Below are 1349 nucleotides of genomic sequence, written 5' to 3'. Positions count from 1 at the left end.
GCCCGTCGCCCAGCCTTCGCCGCCCGCGTCGAGCGCGCTCGGGCCCGCGTGCGACACGACCGTCACGCCGTGCGCCGCCCAGGCCGCACCGGCCGGGTCGAGCGGGCCGGGGTGGGGCGGTGACGTCGCTGTCGCGCCTGATGCTGCCCAGCCGTCGGCGATCGGGTCGGGCGGGAGGCGGTCTCCCGGCCAGCCGGTCGTGGGGCGCGGCCGGACCGCGCGCGTCGCGGGAGCCCGTCGGGACGGCGAACCGACGGATGCTGCCGTGTACAGGCGCGCCGAGCGGGGCGCCTCGTCGAGACCCGGTCCCCCGTGGGCGGCGACGGGTCGCCCCGAGGTCGGTTCGGCGTCCGGCACGTCATGGCGCTCGTCGTCGCGTGCGGCGGGCGGTACGACGACTCGGAGTCCGCGTGCGGCGCCCGCACGCGTCGGCGTGACGGTCGACCCCGCCGCCGCGTCGCGGCCGGACCGGAGGGGCGCGTCGCGGGACGGTGTCCATCCGGCGGGGGGCCGCCCCGCGACGTCGGCGAGGCGTCGGCGGGGAGCGTCCTCGGGGTTCCTGCGCACGCCGCGACGCTAGGGACGTCGGCCCGGTCCGGGGTACCGCGTCGCCCTGCACGGTGCGACTCACGCCGGCCGCCCGGGCTGTGGACGGCTCACGTGCCGCCGCCGGGCGGGTCCGGCCGCGCGCGACGCGACGCGGCGACGAGCGCCGGTCCGGACCGGTGTCACGGTGCGGGTCGCCGGCACGTCCACGGGTCAGACGCCACGCGTCAGGCGCCAGGCGTCACGCACCAGGCGTCACGCACCAGGCATCAGACCCCAGGCGTCCGACCCCAGGCGTCGGACCCAGGCGTCACGCGTCGGCGACGACGATCGCGAGGAGGCCGGGGCCGACGTGCGCCGCGATCACCGCGCCCGCGTCGCACGTCACGGCGTCGACGACCCGCTGCGCGCCCCACACGCGGACCTGCTCGGCGACGGCGCCGGCGAGCTCGGGCTGCTGGAGGTGGTGCACGGCGACGCGTGCCGAGGTGCGTCGTGCGACGTCGGCGACGGCGAGCGCCTCGAGTCGGTCGCGTGCGGCGCGACGGGTCCGCACCTTCTCGACGACGACGACGGACCCGTCGCGGACGGTGAGGATGGGCCGCAGCCCGAGCACGGTGCCGAGCGCGGCGGCGGTCGCGCCGAGCCGGCCGCCGCGGCGCAGGTGGTCGAGCGAGTCCACGAGGAACCAGACCCGGCTGGACGCGGCGACGGCGCGCGCGACGTCCGCGACCTCGGCGCCGCCGGGGGTCGTCGGCCGCGCGAACCTGCCCTGCCACCAGCCGCGCACGCCGCCCGCGACC

The 1349-nt window shown here is 79.5% G+C and carries 1 protein-coding gene; it reads right to left on the bottom strand.

Annotated features, from left to right (window positions below; all coding sequences use genetic code 11):
* Positions 1–856: 856 nt before the first annotated feature.
* A partial coding sequence (locus tag CTKZ_RS19750) for a DegV family protein (RefSeq protein WP_124344516.1) occupies positions 857–1349 on the bottom strand: 493 nt, incomplete at its 5' end.

Source organism: Cellulomonas algicola (assembly GCF_003851725.1).
GTDB classification, from domain to species: domain Bacteria; phylum Actinomycetota; class Actinomycetes; order Actinomycetales; family Cellulomonadaceae; genus Cellulomonas; species Cellulomonas algicola.
Note: the sequence above shows the minus strand (reverse complement) of the source record. Positions and strands in the feature narration are given on the sequence as shown.